Genomic DNA, 25,214 nt, shown 5'->3' with positions numbered 1-25,214 from the left:
CATGGCTGGCGTCTGGTTCGACGATCTGGAAATAGGGCAGGTCTTCGATCATGCGATCAGGCGAACGGTGACCGAGACAGACAATCTGCTCTTCACGACCATGACGCACAACCCCGCGCAACTCCATCTCGACGCGGAATACATGAAGAACAGCGATTACGGGCAGGTGCTCGTCAATTCGTGCTTCACGCTGGGACTGATGGTCGGCATCTCGGTCGGCGACACGACGCTGGGTACCGCGGTTGCCAATCTCGGCTGGGACGAGGTCCGTTTTCCAAAGCCGCTGTTTGTCGGCGACACCGTGCGGATCGAGACCGAAGTTCTCGAGCTGCGGGAATCGAAATCGCGCCCGACGGCGGGCATCGTCACCTTCCAGCATCGCGCATACAACCAGCACGACGAACTCGTTGCGAGCTGCAAGCGCTCGGGCCTCCAGCACAAGCGACCCGCCGAATGAACGGAGCCGGATTGCCGCTGCGCTCGATGCTGTTCATCCCCGGTGACAGTGAGAAGAAGATCGCCAAGGCACCCGAATGCGGCGCCGATGCCGTCATCTTCGATCTAGAGGACGCGGTCGCGCCCGCAAACAAGCCTGCCGCGCGCGCGCTGGTGGCGGAGACGCTCCGTGCCACGCCGCGCGGGCAGCGGCCCATGCAATACTGGGTGCGGGTCAACCCACTCGATAGCGGGCTGACGCGGGACGATCTCGACGCGGTAATGGCCTGTGCTCCCGACGGCATCGTGCAACCCAAGATCGACGGGCCGGACTGCGTGCGCCAGTTGTCGGCCATGCTGGACGAGGCGGAGCAAACACACGGTCTCGAAAGCGGCAGCACCGCCATCGTCCCGGTCGCGACCGAAACCGCGACGGCCCCCTTTCACCTAGGCGAGTTTGCCGATGCCGACCTGTCCCGCCTCGTTGGCCTGACGTGGGGCGCGGAAGACCTCGCGACAGCACTAGGAGCGACGGGCAATCGCCTTCCCAATGGCGAATGGCACGAAACCTTCCGGCTCGCCCGCTCGCTCACGCTGCTTGCCGCCCACGCCAGCGGCGTGCAGGCGATCGAAACGCTCCATGCCGATTTTCGCGATAGCGAGGGCCTGCTCGCCCACTCGCGCCAGGCGCGGGCGGAAGGCTTCACCGGCCGACTCGCGATTCATCCGGCGCAGGTCGGTCCGATCAACGAGGCTTTCACGCCGTCCGTCGAAGAGGTCGACCATGCGCGCAAGGTGATGGCGGCCTTCGCCACCAACCCGGGCGCTGGCACCGTCGGCATGGATGGCAAGATGCTCGATATACCACACAAGAAGCAGGCCGAGCGGCTGATCGCGCTGGCCGAAGCCTATGGCGTCTGAGGGAGAGACCAGAACATGACCGATTTTGCGATGCCGAACAATTCGACCGACCTTACCGGACGGGTGGCCCTGGTGACCGGCGCATCCTCCGGCTTCGGCGAGCGTTTCGCCCGCGTGCTGGCGAAGCAGGGCGCGGCAGTGGTGCTCGCAGCGCGCCGGATCGACCGGCTGGAGGCGCTGGCCAAGGAGATCGAGGACGAGGGCGGCCGCGCGCTCGCGGTCGAGATGGATGCGACCGATACCGATGCGCTGTTCGCCGCCATCGACGCGGGGGAAAAGGCGTTCGGCACGATCGACATACTGGTCAACAACGCTGGCATTCCCGATGCGCAGAGGGCTCACAAGATGTCGGTCGACCTGGTCGACCGGGTTCTCGGCGTGAACCTGCGCGGTCCGTGGCTGCTCGCCTGCGAGATTGCCCGCCGGCTGATCGAGGCGAAGAAGCCCGGCAATATCGTCAACATCTCCTCGACCGCTCATTACAGCTATCGAGGGGGCGGGGCGGCGCTCTACGCGGTGACCAAGACGGCCACTGCGAGAATGACCGAGACGCTGGCGGTCGAGTGGGCCTATGCCGGGATCAACGTCAACGCGATCGCGCCCGGCATGTTCGTGACCGAGATGACCGACGGCATGTTCGAACGGATCGGCCCGCAGGAAGATAACGTGGTGCGCGGGCGCATCCCGGTCCCGGCGCAGCTCGACAGCACATTGTTGTTTCTGGTCTCGCCCGCGAGCGAATGCGTGACCGGCGCGATCATCAAGGTCGACGACGGGCAGAGCGCGCAGAAGTTCATGCGCGGATGACGCTGGCGTTCGGGTAGCGGGGAATTAACCGCCGGCAGCTAGGGGGCGCTGCAATGGGGGAAATCGGGACAACCGGCGATGCAGGCCTGCGCCAGCGGCTGAGGAGGCCGTCACTCCTGTGGGGCTATGCGCTGATCCTGCTGATCGGGCTCGCCTCCACGATCGGCATCGAGCTGTACGAGCGCCTGTTCGATCTGCCCGACACGCCGATGGGCGGGTATGGGCTGGCCAAGGTTGCCCTCGTCGTCGCCTACCTGCTCGCTCTGCTGCGCCCGATCGTATTGCTCGTTCGCAGACATCCGCATCCGCTCAAGCAACTGGCGGCCGACGTTCGCGAGAAGCGATGGTGGCTGGCGACCTGCGCGGTAGCATTCTTCGGCCTCGTCCAGGCGATGGGCTTTGCGGGCATGGCCAAGCGCAGTATCGCGCAAGTCCAGCCATTCTATGCGGACCCCTATTTCATCGCTTTCGACCACGCGCTTCTCGGTGCCGATGCCTGGGAATACACCCACGCGATCATCGGACCGCTGGGGACCCATGCGATCGATCTGCTCTACGGCGTCTGGCACCTGGTGAACATCGGACTGATCGTCTGGCTGGTCCTGAGCGCCAATCGCGCGTTTCAGGTGAGGGCCGTCCTGACGTTCCAGCTGACATGGTTAATACTGGGTGGCTTTTTGGCAACAGTTTTGGCCTCCGTGGGCCCGTGCTTCATGGATGATTTCTTCGCAAGCGACCGGTTCGCGCCGCTGATGGAGCGGCTGGAAGAGATCGATAAGCTATACCCGGTGAACTCGTTCAATTCGATGGAGTACCTGCTTTCGACCTACGGGACCGATGCGTTTGCTGGCGGCATTTCGGCTATGCCATCGCTCCATGTCGCTATCGCATTCCTGGTGGTTCTGATTGCTTTCGAGCGACGATCGCATGTCGCGCTGAGGACGCTGGCCTGCATCTACTTCGCGGCGATCCTGGTGGGGTCCGTCCATCTGGCGTGGCACTATCTGGCAGACGGACTTGCCTCGATAGCCGGGGTGCTGGCGATCTGGTGGGCGTGCGGTTGTCTCACTCGTGTGCTGGCAGCCCAAGACAGGGAATCGCGGCCGGATTCGACGTAAGCCACGCGCTTTCCTGTTGCTTTTCGGACGCAGCGTTAACGATGTTCTTTTCCTTTTCGACCAGTTCAAAGTATTGAAATCCGGCGATAACTGCCAATTGGTTGACAGCTCGTTGACCAACCGGGGGTTAACGTGGATTATTCAATGCATCCGAAGGGGCAGCAGCAACTTAACCGGTTGCGGGTCGCACAGGGAACAGCGTTCCGGTCAAGGCACGCAACCCGTTAAGAAGCTCCACGGAAATGGCTAGCCGGAAATAGATGCCGGGGCCGGTCTTGCAAAAACACAACGATCCGTCCCGCATGCGGGACACCAGACTACAGGGATTTGTACCATGAAAAACTTCATCAAGAACTTCGCCGCTGACGAATCCGGTGCTTCGGCTGCCGAATACGCTCTGATCCTCGTCATCATCGGCATCGCCATCGTTCTCGGCGCTTTCGCGCTGGGTGACTCGATCGGCAGCGCGATGTCGAACGCCGCTTCGTGCATCGCCGATCCCGGCACCAGCGCAACCAACATCAGCGACGCTTGCAAGTAAGTAACTGCTGACAATGGGCCCGTCCTTCGATATGAAGGGCGGGCCTTTTAGCATTGGGGCGTAATTCACGGGGGGGGTTTCGTGAACAGACGCAATATAATTATCCTGGCGGCTGCAGCTCTTTTCGGGCTGATCGCCGTAATTATCGTCAACGCCTGGTTTTCGGGCGTCGAACAGCAACAGGAACAGCTGGCAGCGGAAACACCGCTCGCCAAGGTGGTCGTCGCGACGCAGCCGCTCGAATTCGGTGCACCGCTGACGCAGGACAACATCCGGCTGGTCGACTGGCCCTCGCGCTCGGTCCCGCCCGGCGCCTTCAACAATACCGAGACCGTTCTCAACGGCACCCGCGTCGCGCTGCGGCCGATCCTGGTCGGCGAGCCGATCCTGGCGGAACGCGTTTCCGGCACCGATGGCCGCGCGGCGATCTCGATGAACATCCCCGAAGACATGCGCGCGATCACCTTCCGCGTGAACGAGATTTCCGGCGTGGGCGGCTTCGTCGTCCCCGGTGACGTCGTCGACATCATCCTCACCCGCCAGATGCCGGGACCCGGTTCGGGCGAAAACGACGTGTTCAACACGGTCATTCTCGAAGCGGTCCAGGTCCTCGCGATCGACCAGCGTTCGAACGAGAAGGACACCAAGCCCAAGGTCGTGAACGCGGCAACCGTGCTTCTCAGCCCTTACGATGCGCAGAAACTCCTGCTCGCATCGCGGCTCGGTTCACTCAGCTTGACGCTGCGCAACATCGAGGACCAGAACTTCGGCAGCACGCCGGTCGTTACCGGTCGCGAGATCCCGGGTTCCAACTTCTACATCGCCTCGCGCGAGCGACCTGCTCCGGCGAGCAATCCGCAGCCGGTCGCCGCTGCGCCGGTCCGCGCATCTTCGGGTGAAGGGGCCGCCGCTGCCAATCCGGTCCGTGTTCCCAGCGGACCGTCCATGACAATCTTCCGGGGCACAACCGGCACGCAATATGAGGTGAATCGCAATGGTCGCCGCTAAATCCATGCGCGCAGCAGCCCTGCTGCTGGCCACTATCGCTCCCGTCGCGTGGGCTGCGCCCGCGGCTGCCCAGTATGTCGACGGCAGCTCGCTCCATGCAGGCACGCTGGAGGTTCCGCTCAACAAGAGCCAGATCGTCAGCACCGACCGTCCGATCGCGCGGGCGATGATCGGCAATGCGGATATCGCCGATATCCTGCCGGTCACCGATCGTTCGATCTACGTGCTCGGCAAGTCCTTCGGCACGACCAGCCTGACGCTCTACGATGCGTCGGGCCGCGTGCTGACCATCATGGACGTCGCGGTGGGTCCGGATACCGACGGGTTTCGGGACCAGGTGGCTCGCGTCATTCCGGACCAGCAGATCGATGCGCATATCTCCGGCGGATCGATGGTCCTTACCGGCCTCGTTTCCGATGCCGGCGCGATTGATCGTGCCGTACAACTCGCGCGCACATTCGCCGGCGACAATCTCGTCAACCTCATCTCGCTCGGCAGCAGCCAGCAGGTCATGCTCGAGGTCAAGTTCGCCGAGATCAACAAGAGCGCGGGCAAGGAACTTGGCTTCCGGCTGCTCGGAGACAACGGGCGCAACTTCGGTTTCGGAAGCGGCCAGGGAGCGGAAATCGTCGGCGGTGCTATCGATGCCGATGCGATCAGCAACAGTTTCGGCGTCGCGTCGCGGACCGGCATCGGCCTGCTCGGCCTGACCATCGACGCATATGTCGAGGCTCTCGAAGCCAAGGGCTTCGCCAAGACGCTCGCCAATCCGACGCTCGTGGCGATGTCGGGCGAAACCGCATCGTTCCTCGCCGGGGGTGAGTTCCCGATCCCCGTGGCGCAGAACGGCAACAACGATGCCATCTCGGTCCAGTTCAAGCCGTTCGGCGTAAGCCTCGGTTTCACACCGACAGTTCTCGGCGACAAGACCATCAACCTGGTGGTCGAGCCGGAAGTGAGCTCGATCGACAGCAATGCCTCGATCGCGCTCGGCGGCCTGAACATTCCCGGAGTGCAGACGCGTCGGGCGAGCACGACGATCGAACTGCGCGATGGCGAAAGTTTCGCGATCGCCGGGCTCATCCAGCAGGACATGACGACGCAGGTCAGCCAGGTCCCGTTGCTGGGATCGCTCCCGATCATCGGTGCGCTGTTCCGTTCGACCAGCTTCCAGAAGGGCGAAACCGAGCTGATCATCGTGGTGACGCCGCGCCTCGTCGCGCCGCTCAAACCTCAACAGGTCAGGCTGCCGACCGACAGCGTCAAGGAAGCCAACGAGCTCGATATCTTCCTGATGGGCAATACCCACGAGATGAAGGACGGCGCATCGGCAGCGGCCGCACCTGCACAGCCGGCGACTGGAGGCGATTATGAATATTGATCCGAAGAAGGTTGCTTTCGTTCTCGGCGCCTCCGCAATGCTAGGTGCCTGCGCGACCGATCCGAAGACTGGCGATTTTGTCCAATACGAATTCGGCGATGCGGTCAAACAGACGATGATGGCGCAGGTGGTCGATCCCGATCCCGAGTATGAGACTCTCGTTCCGGAAAGCAGCGGCGAACACTCTTCGGCGGCTATCAAGCGTTACCGCGAGGGCAACGTGAAGGAACCCCGTAGGCAAGGGGTCACAAGCGGGAGCGGCGGAGGCGGAAGTTAACGCGGGTATCGGGTTTGCGAGCGAGCGAGATGGACAAGGGCGATGAAACGGAAAGTTGCAGATTGCTTTAAGGTGGACGACCGCGGGGCGGTCGCAGCGACCTATGCACTTTCTCTTTTCGCGCTGATCGCGGTTGCCGGTATCGGCTTCGATTATGCCCGCCTCGCAGGGATGGATAGCGAACTTCAGAATGCGGCGGACCAGGCGGCGCTCGCCGGGGTCACGCAGCTCGACCAGAAAACCGGAGCCTGCGCCAGGGCCACCAATGCGGCGATCGCGCTGCTGAACAATCAGAGCCGGCTCGCCAATGACGGGGTGTTGAGCGAAGTCCAGATCAATGGCGGTTCGACCATTACGGTCGCAGCTGACATCTGCAGCGACGAAACCCCCGGGGTCCGCTTCTGGACGGATAAGGACAAGAGCGAGCTCGCCGATTCGGATGCGGAAGCCGCTTTCATCGAGGTCATTGTCGACGATCGCGTCGCCAGGTACGCCTTCACTCCGATCGTCGGCGCGCTGAACGATGAACTCAATGCGGCAGCCATGGCCGGGCTCGGATCGGCGATCTGCAAGGTCCCGCCGCTGATGATCTGCAGCCCCGATCCCTTGGCGCCCTTCAACGCTTCGGTAAAGAAGGGATGGGGGATCAAGGCTACCGGTGGTGGCACCTGGGCTCCCGGTGCGTTCGGCTTCCTCGAGGTCGGCGACGGTACGAAGGAAGACGTGATCATCGCGCTGGCTTACGGCGATGCCAACCTGGACTGCGCGCCTCTGGATGGGACACAGGCCGAACCTGGAAACGACACCAACTTCTATCGCGCGCTCAACACGCGGTTCGATATCTATGATTTTTCGAAGGGCAGCGGGACGACGCTTGGCCCGTGTTATGACGGCGACTGCCCGCCCGCGCCGAACGTGACCAAGGACCTGGTCAACTTCAACACCACGTTCAACGGCGCGAATGCTTGCAAGATCACGTATAACAACAACGGATGGGGCTTCCCCGCGAACAGGTTTTTCCCGAAGGTGCGAAATACCGCGACGGAAACTGCGGGCACGATCCACGACGCCGACGGCGTGAGTGCAATGGGGCTCGGCCGAGACCTGTGCCATTACACCAGCTACGGCGCGTCCTGTAAGTCACTGAACGGGCTCGGCGCGAAGGATCCTACTTCGCGATATGGCAACGGATACTGGGCACGCGGCGATTATTTCCAGAAATATCACACCAGCCTGGCATCGGTTGCGACGACCGTTGCAAGTGCGGGGACCAATCCTGCGACCTGGACACGCTACGAAACGTATCTCTGGGAGTTGGGCAAATTGCAGGTTCCGAACGGAGCCGGCGGCTTCACGACGGTACCCGGCGGTGCGGTTCCCACCGCAAATCTCGCGGCAGGGCAACGCACGACGCCTGTCTGTCAGCCAGCAGCAGTTGGCGGCATAGATCGCCGCGTCCTGACCGTAGCTGTCGTCAAGAACTGTGCTTCATTGACGCCATCGACCGAAATCGAGGTGGACGAATGGGTCGACGTGTTCCTGGTGGAACCGGTTGCGATCGGCATCAGCGACAAGTCGGAATCCGACAACGGCCGCGAGAACAACGTAATCTATGTCGAGGTGATCGGGCCTGCGAGCCTTGGCGGGAAGAACGGCGCCGGCGGCCCGCAGGAAATCCGGCGCGACGTACCCTACCTGGTGCAGTGATGCTGGGTGAAAAGGCATTCCTCGCTTGTCGAAAGGGCGCTGCGGCGGCCGAGATGGCGCTGTTGCTGCCCTTGATGGTCCTGATCCTGCTCGGCATGTTCGAAGGCGGCTACTACATGTACAGCCAACACCTCGCCACCAAGGGCGTGCGTGACGGCGCGCGCTTTGCTGCCCGGCAGAGTTTCACCAAATACAATTGTGCGACCGCTGCCACGCCGCCTGCACTAACGGATGTCTCCGACACCGCACTGGTCGCGGATGTGCAGAACATCACCCGTTCGGGACGACCCGACGGGACGGCGCAGCCCTATCTGCCCGGCTGGGCGGCGAGCGATGTCACCGTTCAATACAACTGCGATTCTGCCACCAGCACGGGCATGTACAGGTCCGTGGCGGGCGGTGCGCCTAGGGTGCAGGTCACGGCGAACGTCGCCTATGTGCCGCTGTTCGGAATGCTGGGCTTCGACACATCCAACATCCGGCTCAGAGCCGAAGCGCAAGCAGCGGTGATGGGGATATGAGATTTCTCCGCTCCATCCTTGATGACCGGCGCGCAGCCAGTGCGGCGGAATTCGCGCTCATCCTGCCGGTTTTCCTGATTTTCCTGCTCGGCACGATCGATGCCGGCCGATACGCTTGGGAGTTCAATCGCGCTGCCAAGGCGACGCAAACCGGTGCCCGCTGGGCGGTTGTGACGGACCTCATTCCCGGCGGCGATGCCGATGACGGTCTGAAGAATTACAGTTTTGCCGAGACGGGAGAGGTGACGCAGGGCGAGCCGGTCGACGACACCCTGTTCCCGGGTGTCATCTGCACATCGGAAGACGGCATTGCGGAGTGCGAATGTGCAGCTGGAGGTACCTGCAACTTCGAAGTCGCCGTAGATGCGACCGCCCAGGATGCCTGGGACCGGCTGATCGCCCGGATGCGCAACATCTATCCGGCCATCGATTCCGACAACGTGGTCGTCGAATATGCGTGGTCGGGCCTCGGCTATTCCGGAGATCCATTCGGTCCCGATGTGGCACCCCTTACCACTGTAAGCTTGCGCGACATGGAGTTTCAGCCTCTGACTTTCTACCTGTTCGGGGGCACGATCGGCATTCCCGAAAGCAGCTATTCGTTGACGTTGGAAGACGGCGACGGGGATTATTCGAACTGAGGACATGATGGGCGATCAGCAGTATCCAATCGAAACAGAGCGCGGATCGAACGCCCGTTTTCCTGCGCGCCTGACGATCGCGGGTACGCCCGCGCACATTGCGGACCTGCGCGAAACGCTCGGCTCGCAAGAAGTCGCTGAGATCACGCTCGTGCCGCTCGAACTCGACGAGAGCATTCCAGCGCAGGTTATCGAGACCGCCAGCTGCCTCGTCATCGAGGTCGATCCGTCGGTCCCGGCATCGCTCGACCGGCTCGATGCCGTGCGCGCAGCAGCGCCGCGCCTGCCTCGCATCGCGGCGCTTCCGAATGCCAGCGTCGCGCTGGTGCGCACGCTCATCAAGCAGGGCGTCGCAGACGTCGTCGCGCTGCCCTTCGATCCCGACGAAATTCTCCAGGCATCGATCTCGGCGGCCGAGAACGAGGCCCGCTCGGTCACCATTCCCGGCAAGATCGCCCCGGTCATCGCGGTCGTGCGCGCTGTCGGCGGTAGCGGGGCAACCACGATCGCCACCCACCTGGCAGACGAGCTGGGCCGCGAAGAGGGTGCGACACGCGGCGCCTGCCTCATCGATCTAGACGTCCAGTATGGCGCGGCGGCATCGGCAATCGGGCTCACCCCGCGCCGCAATCTGCACGATCTGCTCGTCGCGGGCGACCGGACCGACGGCTCCTTCCTGCGGGCGGTAGCCGTCGAGCACAGCAGCCACCTGAGTGTGATCGCAGCACCCGACGAGATCGTGCCGCTGGAAACCATCGAGACCGATTACCTGCTCAAGGTCATCGACATCGCGAAGTCGGAATACGACTACGTCGTGCTCGACATGCCCTCGAACTGGACCAGCTGGAACCTCTCGACGGTGCTGGCCGCGGACCAGATCCTGATGGTCGTCGAACTCAATATTGCGAGCCTGAAACAGGCGAAGCGCCGGATCGAGCTGTTCCGTTCGTTCGGCGTCGAGTCCAAGCGGATCTCGATCGTCGTGAACCAGGTCGAGAAGAAACTATTCCGCGCCATCAGCCTCGATGATGTCGCCAAGACGCTGAAACAGGATGTTCTCGTCGGAATCACCAAGGATTCCGACTTGCTGGCAACCGCGCAGGATCAGGGCAGCTTCGTCCGGCAGATCCAGCGCAAGAGCCGTTTTGCCAGCGATATCGTGAAACTGGCAAACCTGGTTGCCGACCGCAGCAGGCAGGAGAAACTCGCATGATCTGGCAAGTCAAGAAACGCGCCGAAGAGCATACGGAAGAACCCGAAGCCACCTCCACCGAGGTTGCCGCAGTCGAGCCTTCGATCAGCGCCCATGAGCAGCTGAGCACCCAGGCGAGACGCCTGCTCGATCTCAAGGTCGCGGTCCATCGCAAGCTGATCGATCGCATCAACCTCTCGGTACTCGACAAGCTGTCGCCCGAGCAGATCCGCGCCGAAGTCGGCGACCTGGTCGCCGAGATCCTGGTCGAGGAAGACGCCGCCCTCAATGCACGCGAGCGCGAACAGCTCGTCGTCGAGGTGCTCGACGAGCTCCTCGGCCTCGGTCCGCTCGAGCCGCTGCTCAAGGACGATTCGATCAACGACGTGCTCGTCAACGGGCACCAGATGGTGTTCGTCGAGCGCAACGGCATTCTCGAGCGCGTGGGAACCCAGTTCCAGAACGAGAAGCATCTGCTCCGCATCATACAGAAGATCGTCAGCGCGGTCGGCCGACGGATCGACGAGTCCTCGCCTTTCGTCGATGCGCGTCTTGCCGACGGGTCGCGTGTTAACGCGATTGTCGCGCCGCTGGCCATCGACGGATCGCTGCTCTCGATCCGCAAGTTCTCCAAGAAGCCGATCAGCATGGCCAAGCTCGTCGAGCTCGGCAGCATGCCGTCGATCGTCGCCGATGTACTGGGCGCAGTCGTCCAGTCGCGCCGCAATGTGCTGATTTCCGGAGGCACCGGCTCGGGCAAGACGACCATGCTCAACGCGCTGTCGTCCTTCATCGATCACCGCGAGCGCATCGTCACGATCGAGGATTCCGCGGAACTTCAACTCCAGCAGGAACATGTCGCGCGGCTCGAAACCCGCCCCGCCAATATCGAGGGCAAGGGCGAAGTCACCCAGCGCGACTTGGTCAAGAACGCGCTGCGCATGCGGCCCGACCGGATCATCGTCGGCGAGGTTCGCGCCGGGGAGGCATTCGACATGCTGCAGGCGATGAACACCGGCCACGATGGTTCGATGACGACCGTCCACGCCAACTCGCCGCGCGACTCCCTTTCGCGCGTCGAGCAGATGATCGGGATGAGCGGAATCGACATCTCGTCGGAATCCTCGCGCGCGCAGATCGCCTCGGCAGTGAATGTCGTGATCCAGGTGTCGCGCCTTGCCGACGGTCGCCGCAAGATGACCAGCCTGTCCGAGCTCACCGGCATGGAAGGCGGGACGGTCTCGATGCAGGAGATCTTCCGCTTCCGCATGACGGGCAGGGGAGAAAACGGGGAAGTTCTCGGCCAGCACGAGGCGACCGGCATCAGGCCGAAGTTCCTGACGACCGCTGCCGATCACGGGATCGAGCTTCCCGGCGATATCTTCCGGCCGCAGATCAGCCTGGGCTAGCCGATGCTCGACAACGATCTCGTCCGGTTCTTCCTGCTCATTGCCGTGTTCCTCGCGGTGTTCCTGCTGCTGCAGGTTCTGCTGCGGGTGACGGCCGACAAGACGGTGCATCTGACCGCGATCAACAAGCGCCTGCGCATGATCCGGCAGGGTACGCAGCGCGAGGACGTGATCGCCGAATTCCGCCGCAACGATCCTGTCCGCGACGTGCAGGGCTCCGGCATGATCGCCAACTGGAACCGGTCGTTCCGGCGCAACCTGATGATGGCGGACGTGCCGTTCGGTCCGGGCCAGGTCATGATAGCCATGGCGGGCATCTTCTTCGTGCTCGCGATCGCGATCGCCTTCTTTGCCAGCCTTTCCAATTTCCCGCTGACCTTCGGCGTAATACAGCTGATCCTCGCGGTGGCCGCGGCCATCTCGATCGCCCTGCCGCTCGCCGTGCTGAGTTATCTCGGAACACGGCGCCGCAAGCGTATGCAGGAACAGTTCCCGGTGGCGCTCGACATCTTCGTGCGCGCGCTTCGGTCGGGCCATCCGGTCGCCTCGGCAATCGAATTGCTGACCGAGGAAATGGAAGACCCGATCGGCTCGCAGTTCGGCCTGGTGGCCGACGAAGTCTCGTATGGCGCGGACCTGACCTCGGCACTCGATTCGATGGCGGAAAGATGGGACATGGACGACATCCGCATGTTCGTCGTCTCCCTGTCCCTCCAGAACGAGACCGGCGGCAACCTCGCTGAAATTCTCGAGAACCTTTCCGATGTCATCCGCGAACGCGCCAGCCTCTACATGAAGGTCCGGGCCCTCAGTTCGGAAGGCAGGATGACGGGCTGGGTTCTCGGCCTGCTGCCGATCCTGCTGTTCGTCGCGCTCTTCCTGCTGAACGCCAAGTTCTACCTGGAGGTCGCGCTCGACCCGATCTTCTACATCGGTTTCCCGATCCTGATCGCGTGGTACCTGTTCGGGATCTACATGATCCGCCGACTGATCGATCTGAAGGTCTGAAATGCTGGATTTCTTCGCCAACAACGACCTTGCCCGCTTCGCGCTACTGGCGCTGGTGTTCGCGACGGTCATGGGTGTCGCTGCGCTTGGTATCACGCGCTACAACAGCCGCATGCTCATCCGCTCCGAGCTGCGCGACCTGTCTTCCGCAGGCGCCGCGGTCCAGCGCGACCAGCTGACGCAGAAGAAGGAAACCGCCTGGTCGGCCCTCGCCGATAAGATCGAGAAATCGGGCCTCAACCTGACCGATACCAAGGGCGACAAGGTCCGCGACAAGCTGGTCGCGGCCGGCTTCACCTCGCCGACGGCGCCGCGCATCTACACGCTTTCTCGCCTGATCGGCGTCATCGTCCTGCCGGCGATCTTCTTCCTTTTCGCCTGGCTGACGAACACCGAGCTCACATTCATCAAGATCTACCTCCTCGGATCCGTCCTGGCGCTCGCCGGCTATTTCCTGCCGGCGCTGCTGGTCACCGCACGGGCAGACCGCCGGCGCGAGGAGATCGTCAACGGCTTCCCGGACTGCCTCGACCTGCTACTGGTCTGCGTCGAAGCCGGTCTCGGGCTCGAATCCGCGTTGGATCGCGTGGGCCGGGAAATGGTCCATTCGCACCCGCTGGTTGCTGGTCTCATCTCGCAGGCCACGCTGCAAATGCGCGCCGGCGTCCCACGCGAGGAAGCCTTGCGCATGATGGGGCAGGACAGTGGCGTGGACGAGATCAAGAGCTTTGCGACCCTGCTGATCCAGTCTGACAGGCTGGGGACGAGCGTTGCCCAGACCCTGCGGGTCTATTCCGCCGAAATGCGCGAGAAGCGTCGCATGCGTGCCGAGGAAAAGGCGCATCGCCTGCCGGTGCTCATCTCGATCCCGCTGGTGGTCTGCATGCTGCCGACGATGATCGGCGTACTGATGTTGCCTGCGGTCGTAAGGGCCGTGCGCGTTCTGATACCTGCTTTATGAGGAGGGGGCTAAAATGAAATCCACATCCACCATAGCGCTGGCCGTAACTGTCGGTGTTTCGCTGTCTGGTTGCCAGGCATTGTTCGGGTCGCGAACGGCTCACGTCGACAGCGCCAGCGAAGCGCGTGTGGCCGGCGCAGAAGCTACCGTCAATCCGGCGCTCGAGCAGGGGCGGCAGCTGCTTCAGGCAGGTCGCATCGCGCAGGCTGTCGAGCTCTTGCGCGTGGCGCAGCGCGATCCGGAGAGCATGGCCGAAGCCAGCAATGCGCTGGGGGTCGCTTATGCCAAGCTCGGCCGGCACGATCTCGCCGACCGGTATTTCCGGATGGCCCTCGCGCTCAGGCCGGAAGAAGCAAGGTTCGCTGCGAACATGGTTCGCCTTCAACGCGACCACAGCATGATGCTCCGGCGCAACGAGGAAGCTGCGATGCTCGCCCAGCGCGCAGAGGCGGACCGGCAGGCGGCTCTCGCCCGGCGTGTCGAGCCCGGCAGGATCGAGCGGGTTTCGCGCGGCCAGGTCCAGATCAACACGCAGGCCATGCCCCAGGGCGTCGCGCCGAAGATGGAAGTTCTGGCCATGCACACCGCCAAGAAGCCGGAGGTGGCGAGGTTAGCCGAGAAGGAAGCTGGGGCGCTGCCGCCCGATGAAGCCGCCGAGGCAGCCGAAGCCAAGAGCTATCCGCTGACGATCGATTTCGCGCGCAAGCCGGGCGGTCAGCCCGCGGCACCGGCCCAGCGCCAGTACCCGGTCAGGGTCCGCATCGGCGCATGATCGAACAAGTCTTGCTGGTCGCGATCCTCGTGATCGCGGCCGGCGGCGCGGCCTGGGACATTGCCAGGCGGCAAATTCCCAACTGGCTGTGCCTCGTGCTTGCCCTCGTGGCGGCCGCATATTCCTTTTCGATGTTCGGCATCCAGGGTCTCGCCTGGGCCGGCCTGCATGGCCTTGCGGCATTGCTGGTGGGCATGGGGCTTTTCGCGCTGGGTGCGATCGGCGGCGGAGATGCCAAGTTCTACACCGCGGGCGCGCTCTCGCTCCAGATGTCGCAGGCGCTTCCGATGCTCGCCGCGACGGCACTATCTGGCTTCGTCCTGATGATCGTCATGGTGATCGGTCGGCGGTTCGTGAGCCGAGCCAATTTCTCCGTTTCCGAGCTGCGCAAGATGCAACTCCCCTATGGCGTCGCGATCGCTGCCGGGCTCGCCATCACGCTGATCGGCTATTAACGCCGTCCGGAATCGGGACACTTCCCGAACTCCTTGGAAACGTTGCCATTTTCGACTATCCAACGAAAACAAGGCCTTTGCGGCGATTTTACGCTCTCGGCCCCCGCCGTTCAGGTAACCGTTTATAGTTAACGACCTTGTAACTAGAGGGATTCCCTGTTTTTCTAAGTGAGCAATGGGGGCGGGACCCTGTCGAGTCGCGACAGAGTCGAAAACTGCTCCAGAAAAACGGTCGCCGCTATCAGTAAGGTCACTTCAGGGTGTGGCATCGTGCCTCGCCCGATCGTGATAGCTGGCGCTCGCAGACCGCTGCGGATTTCGCAGCCGAACGATGGGAAGAGTTCGAGATGGACTACGAAGGCACGAACGAGAACTTCGAGCAGGACGCGAACAGCACCGGTAACGCCGGCAGCGCACGCGCAGCCTTGCAAGGCGCGAATGTCGTGACGCTTCAGGCCGGAGCCGACAACGTCGTCGTGCTGCCCGCCGACGCTTCGCTCGACAGCATTCGTGCAGTTGGCCGCGATCTGGTGATCGAAGGTGCCGACGGGGTCGTCTACGTCATTCCCGGCGGCGCCATCGACGTTCCGTTGATCATCGTCGACGGTGTCGCGGTGCCCCCGATGAACCTCGCGGCCCTGCTGGTCGGCGCGACGCCGGACGCGGGTCCGCAGCCTGGCGCCACGGTCCAGAGCTCGGGCAACAACTTTGCTGTCGATCCGGGCGATATCCAGCCGGCCTTCGACCTCGGCAACCTTCTTCCCTACACCGAACTCGCCTTCCCCGAGCAGCAGGACGAAGAAATCATCCCTTACCTTCCGGACGAGGATCCGGAAGTCGTCATCCAGACGCCGAACAATCCGGCCGGTGCGACCAATGCGATCGCGACCGTGAACGAGAACGGCCTTCCTGTGCGCAACACGCCGGTCGAGCCGCAGGGTACGCAGGAGCCGACGAGTTCCGAAACCACTGCCGGCACGATCGTGTTCGCTGCGCCCGACGGCTTGCAGGCGCTGTTCCTCGACGGTGTATCGATCACCGCAGGCAGCGTCGGGTCGACCTTTCAGGGTGATCACGGCACGCTCACCATCACCAGCGTCAACCTGGCGACCGGCGAAGTCGGGTTCAGCTACACGCTGACCGACAATACGCTCGGCGGCGATACCACCGACACGTTCGACGTGCGCGTGGTCGACACCGATGGCGACGAAGCCACGGCCACCCTCACCGTCGACATCATCGACGACGTGCCGATCGCGCGCGCCGATGCCAACACGATCCCGGCGGGCACGTTCGGCCCGATCGAAGGCACGGTTCTCGCCAACGACGAATCCGGCGCGGATGACTATCCGGTCGGCACGCGCGACGACGGCAGCACGTTCGACGATGCCGTCACCGGCTTCCGCGTGGTCAACAACGGCGGCACCCTCGGCTCGACGGTAGCACCCGGATCGAGCCTCCAGGGCGTTTACGGCGTCCTCACGCTCAACGCGGACGGCACCTACACTTACGTGCGCGACTACAACACGCCCGGCGGCGTGACGGATACGTTCAACTACACCATCGTCGACCAGGACGGCAGCACCTCGAACGCCAACCTCGTCATCACGATCGAGAATGCGCTCGACACCGTGAGTCCCCCCGAAATCGGTGAAGGCACGACGGTCAACGAAGCCGGCCTTCCGCCGCGTGGCGACGAGCCCGTCGGAACGGGTGAAGGTGCCGACGGCAATCCGAACAACAATTCGGACGACAGCGAGCTGGTCGACAGCGAGATCAGCAACTCGACCATCACGTTCAATTCGCCCGACGGTCTCGCGGCGATCATCATCAACGGCGTCCAGGTCAATCTGGACAACGATCCCGCTTCCTCGGCCGACGACCAGACGATCGTCGACGATGCGACCGGCACGCTCGTCATCACGGGGGTCACCTACGATCCTGTGACCGGCGAGGGCACGATCGACTACACCTACACGCTCAAGGACAACACGCTCGGCGACAACGACGTCAACGGCGGCAACACCACCGTGTCCTTCCCGATCGAGATCATCGATCTCGATGGCGATTCCACGGCCGATAACGGCCCGGATAATCTCGTCATCACCATCATCGACGACGCTCCCGAGGCGCAGGCCGATACCGGCTCGGTGACCGAAGGCGCGACGCTCGTCAGCAGCCCTGTCAGCGTACTCGACAACGATATTGCGGGTGCAGACGGCATTTCCGCGATCGAAGGCGTTCGCGCCGCTGGTGGCGACACCACGACCCAGGTCTCTGGCGGGGTCGGAACGCCGATCGTCGGCCTGTACGGCACGCTCACGCTTAACCCGGACGGGACCTACACCTACGCAGCCAATCCCAACCAGATCAATTCGGATCAGCAGGACGTCTTCGTCTACACGATCCGCGATGGCGACGGCGACCTCTCGACGACGACGCTGACCATCAACATCGACAATGTCGGCGCCGAAGTGACCGACAATGGCGCGATCGTCTATGAAGCCGGCCTGCCTGACGGCACGGGCGAGCTTGCCGACGGCAATGCCGCCAACCAGAGCGACACCAGCGAAATCTTCACCGGCGGCCAGATCACTGTCACCGGCGCCACCGGTCCGTTCGTCTACATTCTGGAAAGCCCGGCGGACGGCACCTACGGTACGCTGACGCTCAATGCCGACGGGTCCTATACCTACACGCTCGACACGGCGTTCACCGATACCGACGCGGTCGAGAATACGACCAATACCGTCCTCAATGCCGAGAGCTTCAATTACCGCGTCGAGGATTCGCTCGGCAACGTTTTGGGCACCGGCAGCATCCAGATCGACATTGTCGATGATGTTCCGCTCGCCACCAATGACGGCGAGCTTGCCAGCGTCGACGACAATGCGACCGCCGTTGTCATCGGTACCGTCGCAGATCTGCTTGCCAACGACCTGTATGGCGCGGACGGTCAGGGCACGCCGGCGATCACCATCGTCGGCACCGGCAGCCTGGGCGGCACGGTCACGATCGTGGGCGGGAATCTCGTCTACACGTCTGCGACGAACATCACCGCTCCCTATGGGGATGTGGTCGAGACCTTCACCTATCAGATCCAGGACGGTGACGACGATACCGCGACGGCGACCTTCCAGGTCCGCCTGACGGACGAAGGCCCGTCGATCGACCCTGCAGCGGCCTCCTTCTCGGTGGACGAAGACGGTCTGCCCGGCGGCCTGCCCGGCGGACCGGACGATCTGGCCGGCGAAGCCACGGTCCAGAGCGGCACGCTCGGCGGGCTTTCCTTCGGCGTCGACGGTCCCGGGGGCATCACCCTTACCGCGGTTGCCGACACGGGCCTCGTGTCGCTTGCCGGCAATCCGATCGAAACGGTCTGGGACGGTGCGACGCGTACGCTTACCGGCCAGGATTCCGTGACCGGCGAAGCCGTCTTCACTCTGGTCATCACCGATCTCGCGACGGGTGCCTACACTTTCACCTTGCTGCAGCCGGTCGCACACCCGACCGCCAACACCGAGGACGAACAGTCGCTGTCGATCGGCGTCGTCGTAAGCGATGCCGAAGGCGAAACGGCCAATGGCTCGATCACCGTCGTGATCGACGATGACAGCCCGGTCGTCACCCTTGCCGATAGCAATGGCCTGCCGCAGCTGGTGACCGACGACACGGACATCACCGATACGGCGGGTCCGGTGAGCTTTGCGGGCCTGTTCGACGTTGCCTTCGGTGCCGACGGGTTCAAGGATGCCGACGACAACGACGTGGCCGATGCCGATGCGGTGACCTATGCGCTGTCGATCACGGGCGGCAACGGGACCGACAGCGGCCTCAACGACACGCTGTCGGGTGACGACATCCTGCTGCGGGTCAATGCGAGCGGCGAGATCGAGGGCTACCTGTCGGGCGATCCGACGGTGGTGGCGTTCACGATCACGGTCGATGCGAACGCGGGCACGGTGAGCCTGGAGCAGGCACGTGCGATCTACAACGACAACCCGGCCGATCCGGTCGAGAGCGGCGCCGGTGCCGAGCAGATGGTGGGCGACCTCATCAAGCTGACCGCGACCGCGACCGACGGCGATCTCGACACGGCGAGCGCGACGCTCGACATCACCGATGCGTTCGCGTTCGAGGACGATGGTCCGTCTGTCTCGGTAGTCCTGAATGCCCAGGCCCAGGTGAACCTGGACGAGAGCGGCGACGGTGCAGGTGCCGCAGCGCTCAACACGGGCGGTATCGCGAAGGGCGACGATCCGCATGTCGCGGGCTCGGGAGCGATCTCGAAGGCCTCGAGCGGATCGGCGATCGTGAGCTTTGCGGCGAACAACCCGCTGTACGGTGCGGACGGCCAGGGCGCGGCTCCGGTCTATGCGCTGCAGGTGAACAAGCTGACGGCGCTGAGCGATGTGACGCTGACCGACGGTTCGACGATCACCCTGCAGAAGGTGGGCGACGTGATCGTGGGCGTGGTCAACAACGGTTCGTTTGCGGGCCAGGCGGCGTTCGCGATCGGGATCGACAGCGCGACGGGCGTGGTCTCGGTCGAGCAGTATCTCTCGCTCAAGCACCCAATCTTCCCGAACAACTACGACGAGACGATCGACCTCGACGACGGTTCGGTGAGCGTCACGGTGACGGTGACCGACGGCGATCTCGACAAGGCGACGAGCGCAGCGGTCGACATCTCGGCAAACATCAACTTCGACGACGATGGTCCGTCTGTCTCGGTGGTCCTGAATGCCCAGGCCCAGGTGAACCTGGACGAGAGCGGCGATGGTGCAGGTGCCGCAGCGCTCAACACGGGCGGTATCGCGAAGGGCGATGATCCGCATGTCGCGGGCTCGGGAGCGATCTCGAAGGCCTCGAGCGGATCGGCGATCGTGAGCTTTGCGGCGAACAACCCGCTGTACGGTGCGGACGGCCAGGGCGCGGCTCCGGTCTATGCGCTGCAGGTGAACAAGCTGACGGCGCTGAGCGATGTGACGCTGACCGACGGTTCGACGATCACCCTGCAGAAGGTGGGCGACGTGATCGTGGGCGTGGTCAACAACGGTTCGTTTGCGGGCCAGGCGGCGTTCGCGATCGGGATCGACAGCGCGACGGGCGTGGTCTCGGTCGAGCAGTATCTCTCGCTCAAGCACCCAATCTTCCCGAACAACTACGACGAGACGATCGACCTCGACGACGGTTCGGTGAGCGTCACGGTGACGGTGACCGACGGCGATCTCGACAAGGCGACGAGCGCAGCGGTCGACATCTCGGCAAACATCAACTTCGACGATGACGGTCCGAGCGTGACGGTCAATGCCTCGCCTGTTGCTACGGTAGACCTGGACGAGACCGCCACCGCGAGCGTGGCACCCACGATCGACGTCGGCGGCCTGACGATCGGCAACGATCCGCACGTCCCGGGAAGCGGCTATATCAGCCGCGGTACCAGCAATTCCTCGGTCGTGAGCTTCACTGCCAATGGCGGTGCCGATGGTACCGCTTCGGTGACCTTCGCACTGACGGTCCTTGCAGGCGGTCCGGACTCCGGGCTCAATGTGACCGACGGAAGCTCGATCTTCCTGCAGCAGTTGGCCAACGGGAACGTCGTCGGCGTGGTGCAGGGCGGAACCTACGCCGGCCAGGTCGCCTTCGCGATCCAGATCAACGCGACGACCGGCGTCGTGACCGTCGAGCAGTATCTCTCGCTGTTCCACGACAATCCGAACAATCCGGATGACACCGTGGACCTCGACGCAAATACGCTGGGCGTGGTGGCAACGATCACGGACGGCGACGGCGACAAGCGAGTGTCCTCGCCTGCGGATATCTCCGAGCAGATCAACTTCGACGACGATGGCCCGACCTTCACGTCAAAGACTGCGGCTCTGCTCGACGACAGCGATACGCCGACCGGAACCGGAACGTTCATCTACAAGATCGGTGCGGATGGCCCTTCGACCACGGTGAACGAGGTGCTGCTGAACAGCTTCTCGGGCAAGGTGGGCTCGGCCAATATCCTCAATCCGACAGTGAGTGCGGGCACGGTTTCGGGCGACGATATCACTTACAATATCAGCTTCAACTACGCGCCCAATCCGGACAAGCCGGGCATCACGGTCGCGGCAACCGGCACGGTGACGTTCGAGACGGATACCGGCAACTACATCGTCACGCTCGATCAGCCGATCGAGAGCTACGAAATCAGCTCGGTGTTCGGTGATACGACGATCAACTATCTCCAGTCGCCGACCAATCCCTACACGGGTAACGGCCAGGACGAGGTCGCGGTGGTCGATTTCCAGTCGGGCGATTTCTACGCGCAGTTTACCGGCATCGCGCAAAAATCCGGACTCGCCACAAACGGCGAATACATCGGCAGCGAAGGCTATGTGCAGCTTTCGTCGGTCGCGACTGGGGTGAACGGCAACGCAATCCAGAACGACGAAGCGCTCGATTTCAACTTCTACGCAACCAATCCCGGCAACAATCCGAACCTTGCTCCGACGGCAAGTGCGACCGGGTTCTATATCAAGCTCACCCAGTTCAACAGCGGCAAGGAAGACTTCATCATCGTCCTGAAGCTTGCTGATCCGAACGACCCGGCCAATTATATCACCCGGGCGCTGAGGGTGGATTCGAACGATGTCCTGACGACGAACCAGGATGGCTATCCGACAGTCGGCACCAACGAGGGCCTGATCATCATCGAGCCCAACGATTATCTCGACCTTCCGGCGGTTCCGGACAATTACGAGATCGTCGGTGTCCAGTTCCTGTCCTCGAGCGGACCGACGATCCCGACACTGTGGGACTTCAATGGACAGCTGAATGCTGCCGGGTCGAACTCGATCGTGAGCAACAATGGAACGAACGACCAGGATGTCGCCAAGATCATCGACATCGGTGTAGTCCGGACGACGACCAACTCGGAGGCGCTGACGCTCGACCTGAACGTCACGGTGACCGACGGCGACGGAGACAGCTTCAACCAGACGCTGTTCGTCAACCCGACCGCACCGATCGTCCTCGACATGGATGTCGCGAACGACAATCCGCTGTTCTCGAGCCTGGCAGCCAATGTCGCCTACGATTACGACGGCGACGGTGTGAAGACGAAGACTGCCTGGATCGCGGCCGGTGCTGCCATCCTGGCTTACGACGCCAACAACGACGGTTACGTCACCGACGCTTCGGAATTCGTCTTCGGCGGCAACGGTCTCACGGACCTCCAGGCAGTCGCGGCGATGTTCGACGACAATGCCGATGGCGTCCTCGATGCTTCCGACGCGGCTTATGGTAAATTTGGGGTTTGGCTGGACAGTAACCTGGACGGTAACCCTGATGCGGGCGAGTTCGTCACGCTGGCCGATGCCGGGATCTCGTCGATCGACCTGGTTTCCGACGGCATCGTCTACGGCGCCGCGGACGGGGACGTGACGGTCTTCGGCTCGGCAAGCTACACGATGACCGATGGCACGGTCGGCACGGTCGCCGATGCGGGCTTCGTCACCGGCGGCAATGTCGATGCGACGATGGACGCCCTGCTTACGCTGGCTGCCGAAGCGACCAAGACGGTCGATGCGGAAAGCACCAAGCAGGTGGACATCGCAACGGTCGAAGATGCCCTGGCCGATGTCGCGGATGCGGCGGCGATCGACACGATCGTCAACCACTTCGCGGATGCCTCGGACGGCCAGTTCGGCGAGCACCTCATCTCCAACCAGGTAGCGATCAAGGTTGCAGACGGCGCGTTTGGGGGCCATGAGATGCTCGACATCGGGCTGGTTAACGCCGCACCGATGGTACACGGGGCGCTCATTGCAGACATGGCGGACGATGCCAGCGCATTGGCAGCTGCGGCTGCTTAAGGTTAATTTCGAGATAGCACGGGGGAATACCGAATGAGCGATTTGAGGAAGCCTGTTGTTGCCCTGGTTGCGCTTGTCGCAGCCATGCCGGCAGCAGCCTGGGCACAGCAGGGCGATGCAGATGCCCTGCTGGCGCTCGACAAGAACAGCCTGCGGACCGAAATTCAGCAGCGCTACGATGCGGCTCTGGCGGTCAGCACCGATCCCACCGTCATCTCCGCCGACGACAATCGCTACATGTGGGCGAGCGAGGCGAAGGTGCAGTGCGGTATCGCGCTCGGCTTCCTGAAGTCCTCGACGGTCGACGAGGTCAGTATTCGCAAGTGCGTGCTCGCCTCGAACCGCATGTCGATCATGCCGCCGCCGCCGGTGGTTGCGGCACCGCCGCCCCCGCCGCCGCCCGCTATGTGCGATCGCGAACAGGCAGGAACGGTGTTCTTCGATTTCGACCGGGCCGAAGTGCCGGCGTCCGCATCGCAGACCCTGAGCTTCGTCAACGAAACGGCAGCAGCCTGCAACTGGACGCAGCTCCAGGTCGTCGGCCACACCGACCGCGCCGGGAGCGATGCCTACAACGAGGGCCTGTCGCGTGCGCGCGCTCAGGCAGTTGCCGATTTCCTGGTGTCGATGGGCGTGGATCGCTCCAGCATCTCGACCGCCTGGAAGGGTGAGAGCGAACCGCGTGTTCCGACTGTCGACGGCGAGCGCAATCCGCAAAATCGCCGCGTCGAAATCACCGCGAAGTAATGGGGGTCAATATGTACAAGGGTAAACTGGCTCTAATGGCTGCCCTGCTCGCGGGAACTGCGGGCACGGCACTGGCTCAGGACGGGGCGACCACGCTGCAGGAAGCGGTTGAAGTCGCAATGGCTGCCAACCCGGAAATCCTGCAGGCGCAGTACAACAAGGAAGCGATCGAGTTCGAGCGCCGGCAGGCCGAAGGCCTGTATGCGCCGCGCGTCGACGTGGAAGCCTCGGGCGGCATCCGTCGCCTCGAGAACAACACGCGCCGCACGCTCGGGATCGCCGATCGCGAGCTCTATCCGCTCGAAGCGAACATTCGCGGCGACTGGGCGCTGGTCGATTTCGGTCGCCGTCGCGGTGAAGTGCTGCGTCAGGCGGCGCGGGTCGACGGTGCGTCGATGCGGGTCGAGGAACGTTCGGAATTCATCGCGCTTCAGGTTGCGCGCCAGTATTTCGACATCCTGCTGCAGCAGCGCGTCGTCGCCGCCTCGCAGGACAACGTGCTGTTCCACGAACGCCTCGCCGGCGATCTCGCCGAAGGCGTGCGCCAGCAGTCGATCTCGGTTGCCGATCAGCAGCAGGCCGAAGAGCGCCTGCAGTCGGCACTCGTTCGCCAGACCGAAGCGGTCGAGGACCTTGAAAATGCGAAGACGGCCTTGCGCCGCCTGACCGGGCTCGACATCTCGCAGGTCGTGGCTCCGCCGGATCTCAGCGCGGCGCTGCCGCCGAACATCGATTCGGCAGTCGGTCTCGCACGCCTCAACAACCCGCTGGTCAACGAAGCGCAAGCCGACGTCGATGCGGCCCACGGCCTCGTCAAGTCGGCCAAGGGCGACCTTTTCCCGACCATCGGCGTCGAAGTCGTGGGCCGGGTGGGCGAGGACATCGACGGTTTCGATGGCGACACCAATGACGTCATGGCCCGCGGCTACATCCGCTGGAACGTGTTCGACGGCGGCATCAATCGCGCCAAGCACCAGGAAATGGTGCGCCGCGCGAGCCAGGCCCGCTATCGCCTGCACGAACTGCAGCGGCAGGCCGAAGAAGATGTGCGCAATGCCTACATCGCCATGGACGCGCAGACCAACATCACCTCGCAGCTGCAGCGCCAGAGCCAGGTGAGCGACGACCTGTTGTTGTCCTATCGCAGCCAGTTCAACGTCGGCCGCCGCTCGCTGCTCGACGTGCTCGATGCGCAGAACACCCGCTACAACACGCAGGTGCGTCTCGAAACGGCACGTTTCAGCAAACAGTTCGCGGAATACCAAGCGCTTGCTGCTACCAACCGCCTCCTTGAAGCGCTGTCGGTAGCACCCGGTGAAGGTGCGGGCGAAAACGAGCGGGACGAACACAACTACGGCCCGCGTCCTCCGGCAGAGCTTCAGTACCGGAACAAGACCGACTGAAAATGGCGGGGAATAGGCAGGTAATTTGTGTTGCAGGAGCAAGTC

The 25,214-nt window shown here is 63.1% G+C and carries 20 protein-coding genes; all 20 read left to right on the top strand.

Annotated elements, in window-relative coordinates:
- Position 1: 1 nt before the first annotated feature.
- The 20 genes from GRI48_RS04490 (at position 2) to GRI48_RS04395 (ending at position 25,169) form a co-directional block, all read left to right on the top strand.
- Positions 2–457, top strand: coding sequence for a MaoC family dehydratase (locus GRI48_RS04490; protein ID WP_160672005.1), 456 nt, complete (start codon positions 2–4; stop codon positions 455–457).
- Positions 454–1,356: an HpcH/HpaI aldolase/citrate lyase family protein gene (locus tag GRI48_RS04485; protein ID WP_160672002.1), complete on the top strand. Its 903-nt coding sequence runs from the start codon at positions 454–456 to the stop codon at positions 1,354–1,356. The genes GRI48_RS04490 and GRI48_RS04485 overlap by 4 nt, the downstream gene beginning before the upstream one ends.
- 15 nt (positions 1,357–1,371) lie before the next feature.
- Complete coding sequence (locus GRI48_RS04480) at positions 1,372–2,163, top strand: SDR family NAD(P)-dependent oxidoreductase (protein ID WP_160671999.1); 792 nt, start codon at positions 1,372–1,374, stop codon at positions 2,161–2,163.
- 53 nt (positions 2,164–2,216) lie between these two features.
- A complete protein-coding gene (locus GRI48_RS04475; RefSeq protein ID WP_160671996.1) occupies positions 2,217–3,281 on the top strand; it encodes a phosphatase PAP2 family protein in 1,065 nt (354 codons plus the stop codon).
- 334 nt (positions 3,282–3,615) lie between these two features.
- On the top strand, positions 3,616–3,822 hold the full coding sequence (locus tag GRI48_RS04470) for a Flp family type IVb pilin (protein WP_160671993.1): 207 nt from the start codon (positions 3,616–3,618) through the stop codon (positions 3,820–3,822).
- An 81-nt stretch (positions 3,823–3,903) separates the two neighbouring features.
- Positions 3,904–4,830, top strand: a complete 927-nt coding sequence (gene cpaB, locus GRI48_RS04465; protein ID WP_160671990.1) for a Flp pilus assembly protein CpaB — start codon at positions 3,904–3,906, stop codon at positions 4,828–4,830.
- On the top strand, positions 4,817–6,211 hold the full coding sequence (locus GRI48_RS04460) for a type II and III secretion system protein family protein (protein WP_160671987.1): 1,395 nt from the start codon (positions 4,817–4,819) through the stop codon (positions 6,209–6,211). Before cpaB ends, GRI48_RS04460 begins: the two co-directional genes overlap by 14 nt.
- The gene (locus tag GRI48_RS04455; RefSeq protein ID WP_160671984.1) at positions 6,201–6,488 is read left to right on the top strand and encodes a hypothetical protein; all 288 of its coding nucleotides are present in this window, start codon (positions 6,201–6,203) and stop codon (positions 6,486–6,488) included. Before GRI48_RS04460 ends, GRI48_RS04455 begins: the two co-directional genes overlap by 11 nt.
- A 42-nt stretch (positions 6,489–6,530) precedes the next feature.
- A complete protein-coding gene (locus GRI48_RS04450; RefSeq protein WP_160671981.1) occupies positions 6,531–8,195 on the top strand; it encodes a pilus assembly protein TadG-related protein in 1,665 nt (554 codons plus the stop codon).
- Entirely contained in the window at positions 8,195–8,716 is a 522-nt protein-coding gene (locus tag GRI48_RS04445; RefSeq protein WP_160671978.1) for a TadE/TadG family type IV pilus assembly protein, read from the top strand. The genes GRI48_RS04450 and GRI48_RS04445 overlap by 1 nt, the downstream gene beginning before the upstream one ends.
- Positions 8,713–9,357 carry a TadE/TadG family type IV pilus assembly protein gene (locus GRI48_RS04440; protein WP_160671975.1) on the top strand — a complete coding sequence of 215 codons (645 nt, stop codon included), beginning with the start codon at positions 8,713–8,715 and terminating at the stop codon, positions 9,355–9,357. The genes GRI48_RS04445 and GRI48_RS04440 overlap by 4 nt, the downstream gene beginning before the upstream one ends.
- A gap of 4 nt (positions 9,358–9,361) precedes the next feature.
- Positions 9,362–10,570 (top strand): CpaE/TadZ family protein, encoded by a 1,209-nt coding sequence (locus tag GRI48_RS04435; protein ID WP_160671972.1) that lies wholly within the window; start codon positions 9,362–9,364, stop codon positions 10,568–10,570.
- Complete coding sequence (locus GRI48_RS04430; RefSeq protein WP_419956955.1) at positions 10,570–11,958, top strand: TadA family conjugal transfer-associated ATPase; 1,389 nt, start codon at positions 10,570–10,572, stop codon at positions 11,956–11,958. The genes GRI48_RS04435 and GRI48_RS04430 overlap by 1 nt, the downstream gene beginning before the upstream one ends.
- Before the next feature lie 3 nt (positions 11,959–11,961).
- Complete coding sequence (locus GRI48_RS04425) at positions 11,962–12,966, top strand: type II secretion system F family protein (protein WP_160671966.1); 1,005 nt, start codon at positions 11,962–11,964, stop codon at positions 12,964–12,966.
- 1 nt (position 12,967) lies between these two features.
- Positions 12,968–13,927 carry a type II secretion system F family protein gene (locus tag GRI48_RS04420; protein ID WP_160671963.1) on the top strand — a complete coding sequence of 320 codons (960 nt, stop codon included), beginning with the start codon at positions 12,968–12,970 and terminating at the stop codon, positions 13,925–13,927.
- A gap of 13 nt (positions 13,928–13,940) precedes the next feature.
- Positions 13,941–14,699, top strand: a complete 759-nt coding sequence (locus tag GRI48_RS04415) for a hypothetical protein (protein WP_160671960.1) — start codon at positions 13,941–13,943, stop codon at positions 14,697–14,699.
- A complete protein-coding gene (locus GRI48_RS04410) occupies positions 14,696–15,154 on the top strand; it encodes an A24 family peptidase (RefSeq protein ID WP_160671957.1) in 459 nt (152 codons plus the stop codon). The genes GRI48_RS04415 and GRI48_RS04410 overlap by 4 nt, the downstream gene beginning before the upstream one ends.
- A gap of 260 nt (positions 15,155–15,414) precedes the next feature.
- A complete protein-coding gene (locus GRI48_RS04405) occupies positions 15,415–23,019 on the top strand; it encodes a DUF5801 repeats-in-toxin domain-containing protein (RefSeq protein ID WP_160671954.1) in 7,605 nt (2,534 codons plus the stop codon).
- Between the two features lie 33 nt (positions 23,020–23,052).
- On the top strand, positions 23,053–23,766 hold the full coding sequence (locus tag GRI48_RS14415; protein ID WP_160671952.1) for an OmpA family protein: 714 nt from the start codon (positions 23,053–23,055) through the stop codon (positions 23,764–23,766).
- A gap of 35 nt (positions 23,767–23,801) precedes the next feature.
- Positions 23,802–25,169 (top strand): TolC family protein, encoded by a 1,368-nt coding sequence (locus tag GRI48_RS04395; RefSeq protein WP_237451725.1) that lies wholly within the window; start codon positions 23,802–23,804, stop codon positions 25,167–25,169.
- Positions 25,170–25,214 lie beyond the last annotated feature (45 nt).

Origin of the sequence: Qipengyuania oceanensis (assembly GCF_009827535.1) — a bacterium.
GTDB lineage: Bacteria > Pseudomonadota > Alphaproteobacteria > Sphingomonadales > Sphingomonadaceae > Qipengyuania_C > Qipengyuania_C oceanensis.
The sequence above is the reverse complement of the archived record's forward strand: the minus strand, read 5'-3'. Positions and strand labels throughout refer to the sequence as shown.